General features: G+C 63.8%; 5 protein-coding genes. 2 read left to right on the top strand and 3 right to left on the bottom strand.

Annotation, left to right across the window (positions count from 1 at the left end; all coding sequences use genetic code 11):
• The coding region (locus tag WAN71_RS14955; RefSeq protein WP_422226079.1) for a dihydrodipicolinate reductase at nt 1–1,069 on the bottom strand (1,069 nt) is incomplete at its 3' end.
• 46 nt (nt 1,070–1,115) lie between these two features.
• Here WAN71_RS14955 and WAN71_RS14960 point away from each other — a divergent pair.
• Nucleotides 1,116–2,240, top strand: a complete 1,125-nt coding sequence (locus WAN71_RS14960; protein WP_422226080.1) for an LLM class flavin-dependent oxidoreductase — start codon at nt 1,116–1,118, stop codon at nt 2,238–2,240.
• Nucleotides 2,241–2,257: 17 nt separating this feature from the next.
• On the opposite strand, the gene WAN71_RS14965 is transcribed toward WAN71_RS14960, so the two are convergent.
• Both WAN71_RS14965 and WAN71_RS14970 read right to left on the bottom strand, forming a co-directional pair.
• Nucleotides 2,258–3,043, bottom strand: coding sequence for a spirocyclase AveC family protein (locus tag WAN71_RS14965; RefSeq protein WP_422226081.1), 786 nt, complete (start codon nt 3,041–3,043; stop codon nt 2,258–2,260).
• Nucleotides 3,040–3,195 (bottom strand): hypothetical protein, encoded by a 156-nt coding sequence (locus tag WAN71_RS14970; RefSeq protein ID WP_422226083.1) that lies wholly within the window; start codon nt 3,193–3,195, stop codon nt 3,040–3,042. Before WAN71_RS14970 ends, WAN71_RS14965 begins: the two co-directional genes overlap by 4 nt.
• A gap of 15 nt (nt 3,196–3,210) precedes the next feature.
• Between WAN71_RS14970 and WAN71_RS14975 the strand changes: the two genes are divergently transcribed.
• Nucleotides 3,211–3,846, top strand: a complete 636-nt coding sequence (locus WAN71_RS14975) for a TetR/AcrR family transcriptional regulator (RefSeq protein WP_422226082.1) — start codon at nt 3,211–3,213, stop codon at nt 3,844–3,846.
• Nucleotides 3,847–3,968: the final 122 nt, after the last annotated feature.

Consider the following 3,968-nt stretch of genomic DNA (forward strand, 5'->3'; position numbering starts at 1 on the left):
GCGGTAGGTCCACCGAACTCAGCAATCCAGGCTTTGCGGCAACGACATACGGCACGGCGTTGAGGACACGCATCGCGGTGGCAACCATCGCACCCGCTCCAGAGGTCATTCCCGCCACTCCGGCCCGCCGCGGGTCTTTGAGCGTCGCCGCCAGCGTGCAGTCGATGTCGGGGTCACCGGTGATCACGATGCGGTAGGACAGGTCGCCGATACCGGGGGGCCAATCCGGTGCGACGTCGTGCGCCAACCGGGTGACGTGTTCGACGACGATCGCCTCCCGGCCCTCGACAACGCCGATCGCCTGCATTCGTATCGCGCCGCACGTGCCCGCCTCGACGGTACCCATCGCGACGTTCAACGTCCGGTTCGTCATCGCGCGATCGAAAGTCTCGCGCACTTCCCGGACCTCGGCCCCGAGCGCGTCGGCGATCAACCGGATCTGCCCTTGCCATTCGCTGGCGATCGCGCCGGGAAAACTGATCCATGGCTGATAGTCAGGGGGCCGACCGAAGCCCAGCGCATCGCTCATGATGTCGGGTACTCCGTAGTCGTCGTACAAGCCGATCTCGAACGAGTGAAGCTTCTCGATCGACGACGACTGGGTCGACAGCACCAGCGGTAAGTAGTCGGCGGCGAAGCCGGGCTCGATTCCCGACGCGTACAACGAGACTTGGCCTTGCTTGGCCGCCGCCACGAGTTGGTCCCGCCACTCCGCGGGTTCGTACGCGTGCGGATTGACCAGTCGCGTGGTGCTCGTCGTGACGACATTGATGCCGGCCTCGAGAAGCCTGACGTAGTCCGGGATGGCCAGCGCGTCGCGTTCGGGTCCGCTGGCCGCGTAGATGACGCAGTCGGGCTTGAGGCCGATCAAGGCGTCGGCGTCATTAGTGGTGGCAAGCCCGATCGGCTCGCCGTTGGCCAACTCCCCGGCGTCCTTTCCGACCTTCTCTTCCGAGTGCACCCACACGCCGACGAGCTCGATGTCGGGGCGCCGCTGTATGGCGTGGATGGCGATCGATCCGATGCCGCCGGTCGCCCAGACGACAACTCGATATGGCTTGCTTGTCATGTGCATCCTCCTTGACGCGACCAAATATTAGGTTCATGGTTGATCGATGTTCACGCTCAGGTTCGACATGCGCTCCCCGGCCTGGGCCGCCGCGCCGGCCGACCTCTACGCCGCAGCTATCGACATGTGCGCGTGGGCGGAGACCCGCGGAGCGATCGTCGCTGTGCTGTCCGAACACCACGGGGCCGACGACGGCCACCTTCCCAGCCCGCTGACTTTGGCTTCGGCGATCGCCGCCAGAACTGAACAGTTGATGATTTTGCTTGCCGCGGTGCCGATTCCGCTGTGCGATCCGGTGCGACTTGCCGAGGAGATGACCGTTCTGGACCTGATTAGCAAGGGCCGGGTGATGTATGCCTGCGGTATTGGTCATCGCAGAGAGGAATACGAACACTTCGGGTTGAGCATGGCCACCCGTGGACGGGTTGCCGACGAAATCCTCGACGTACTGGACGATTTGCTGCACGGCAAAGCCGTCGAGTATCGGGGCGGCGCGTCGCTCTATGCATCGGGCATCTTCCCGGGTTTCGCCTCTGATCAGCTCGCGCTGCTGATGACCACCCAGTCGAGGAACATCCGCAGCATCACGGCCAGCGAGGTCGCGCTCAACGACCACTATCCAGTCGCCGACGTGATGATGGACGGAATGGGCTTTGGTCGACCGCTCGACTTTGAGCCGACGCTCAAAACTCCGGGCTTCATCGAAATAGCCTGGAAGGCACCGATATACCTGATGGCGAAGGGTCTGGGCGTCGAGATCGAAGAGGTACGCGGCTATCTCGACCGGCAACTGTCGGATCGTGACATCGAGGTGGCGTTCGGCACCATCCCGGCCGGCACCTGCGGCGCGGTCCGCACCCGGGCTGCCGGCGTCGTCGACGGCCAGGAGGCCATCGTGATCGAGCACGTCATCCGAATGGCCCGCGACGTCGCGCCCGACTGGCCACGCTCGGAGTGTGACGCGACCTATCGGGTCGACATCGTGGGCGATCCCGACATCCACTGCGCGATGACGCTCGGCGAGGCCGAAGGCCACGGTGCGGGGCGGGCCGCGATGACATCCACGGCCATGCGTGTCGTCAACGCGATCCCGTACGTCGTCGACGCGGCGCCCGGGCTGCTGAGCTCGTTGGACATCCCAATGACCCTGCCGCGTCACGTTTTTGACTGAGTAATTCACGGCGGCGCCTATTTCGGTTGGTTTGGCACGCCCGGAAACAACTGGCCCGTCGGCGCCGCAGTCACCCAACCGCCCAGTTTGGTGACCAGGTGAGGTGCGAAAACTGCGCCGTAGAGCAGGTTGCCGACAACCACGATCGCAACCACGGACAGGATCGCGGATTGAAGTCGTGTCTTGGACCGCTTGTCGGCCCACATGTCGATGGCGTTCCGTCCTTGCGCGTCGGTGCGGCCCAGCAGATAGGTGAAGACCATCATCTGGATGGCCATCGCGAGGGAGTCGTAGAGCGGATACTGATGCACGGTGCCCTCGCGGATGGCCAGCCCGGGAATCACCCGGCCGTAGTAGAAGACACCGAGTTTGGCCCCGAGGAACCCGTTGAAGAACAGCGCCCAGCAGAAGCCGACGACGAGGCCGACAATCAATAGCGTTGTGGGCCTGCGCCAACCGAACCGTGCGCTCAACCATCGCCCCAGCGCCGTGCCCGTTACGGCCGGCAGCACAAAGTAGGAGATGTAGCCGACCGGAACGAACAACGGCAAGCCACCCCAAGTCATGTTCAGCGGCCACCACGACGGCATTCGGGGAATAGCGGGCGGGAACTGCGCGTACATCGCCCAGTCGTAGGGCGCCTCGATCCACGAGAACGAGATCGCCGAGATGCAGAGCAGCAGCAGCGGGTGCACGCGGCGCTGGCGACCGCTGAGATACACGCCAAACACGGTGAACGCGATGCCCGCGACCAGTGCGAAGCCACTGGCCGCTTGCATCACGGGTGTCATCTGGGCGCTCATTGGTCGCGCCCTTGACGCGGACGCGCTTCGGGGTCATAGCGCAGCACCAGCCCGAATATCAGGACGATCAGTCCGAACAACGTGCCAAGCATGATCACCGCGCCCATCTCCTTACCCCTTTCGATGCGCACTCGACGTTTAGGATAGTGCATACTATCCTAAACGTCATGCCCCAGCGATCTACGGTCACGGCGATGCGCCGGCCCCGTGGCGAGCCGCGCAGACTCTTGCTCGACGCCGCTCGAACCCTGTTCGCTCGCCAGGACTACCGCAGCACCACGACACGTGAAATCGCTGCGGCCGCCGGTGTCACCGAACATCTGCTGTTCCGCAACTTCGGTTCGAAGGCAGCGCTGTTCCGCGAGGCCCTCGTCTTACCGTTCACCAGCTTCGTCGACGAATTCGGCCAGACGTGGCAGTCGGTGGTCCCCGAGGAGACCGACGAGCAGGAGCTGGCCGGGCACTTCGTCGGACAGCTCTATGACGTGTTCGTGAAACACCAAGGTCTGCTGTTAACGCTGATGGCATCGGAGGCTCTGAGCGAGGATGAACTGGCCGACACCGGGATTGCCGACGTCAGGCGGGCACTTCGGGTCCTCGGCCGAATTAGCGCCGAGGGCATGAACTTACGCGGCTTGCGGTCGGACCATCCCGACCTGCCGGCGCACTCGACGGTCGCGATGATCGCCGGCATGGCTGCGCTGCGCTCCACCTACTTCGGCACTAAGCCGCCGTCGAGGGAGGTGATCGTTGAGGAACTCATCCAGGCCATCTTGCACGGCTTCCTGCACCGGAACGACTGAAGGGACGGACAATGACAGGCGCCCAAGCGGTCGAGTTATATTACGACCCATACGATCCCGACATCGACGACAATCCTTATCCGGTGTGGAAGCGGATGCGCCAAGAGGCACCGCTGTACTAC

Source organism: Mycobacterium sp. (assembly GCF_049280035.1).
Lineage (GTDB): Bacteria > Actinomycetota > Actinomycetes > Mycobacteriales > Mycobacteriaceae > Mycobacterium.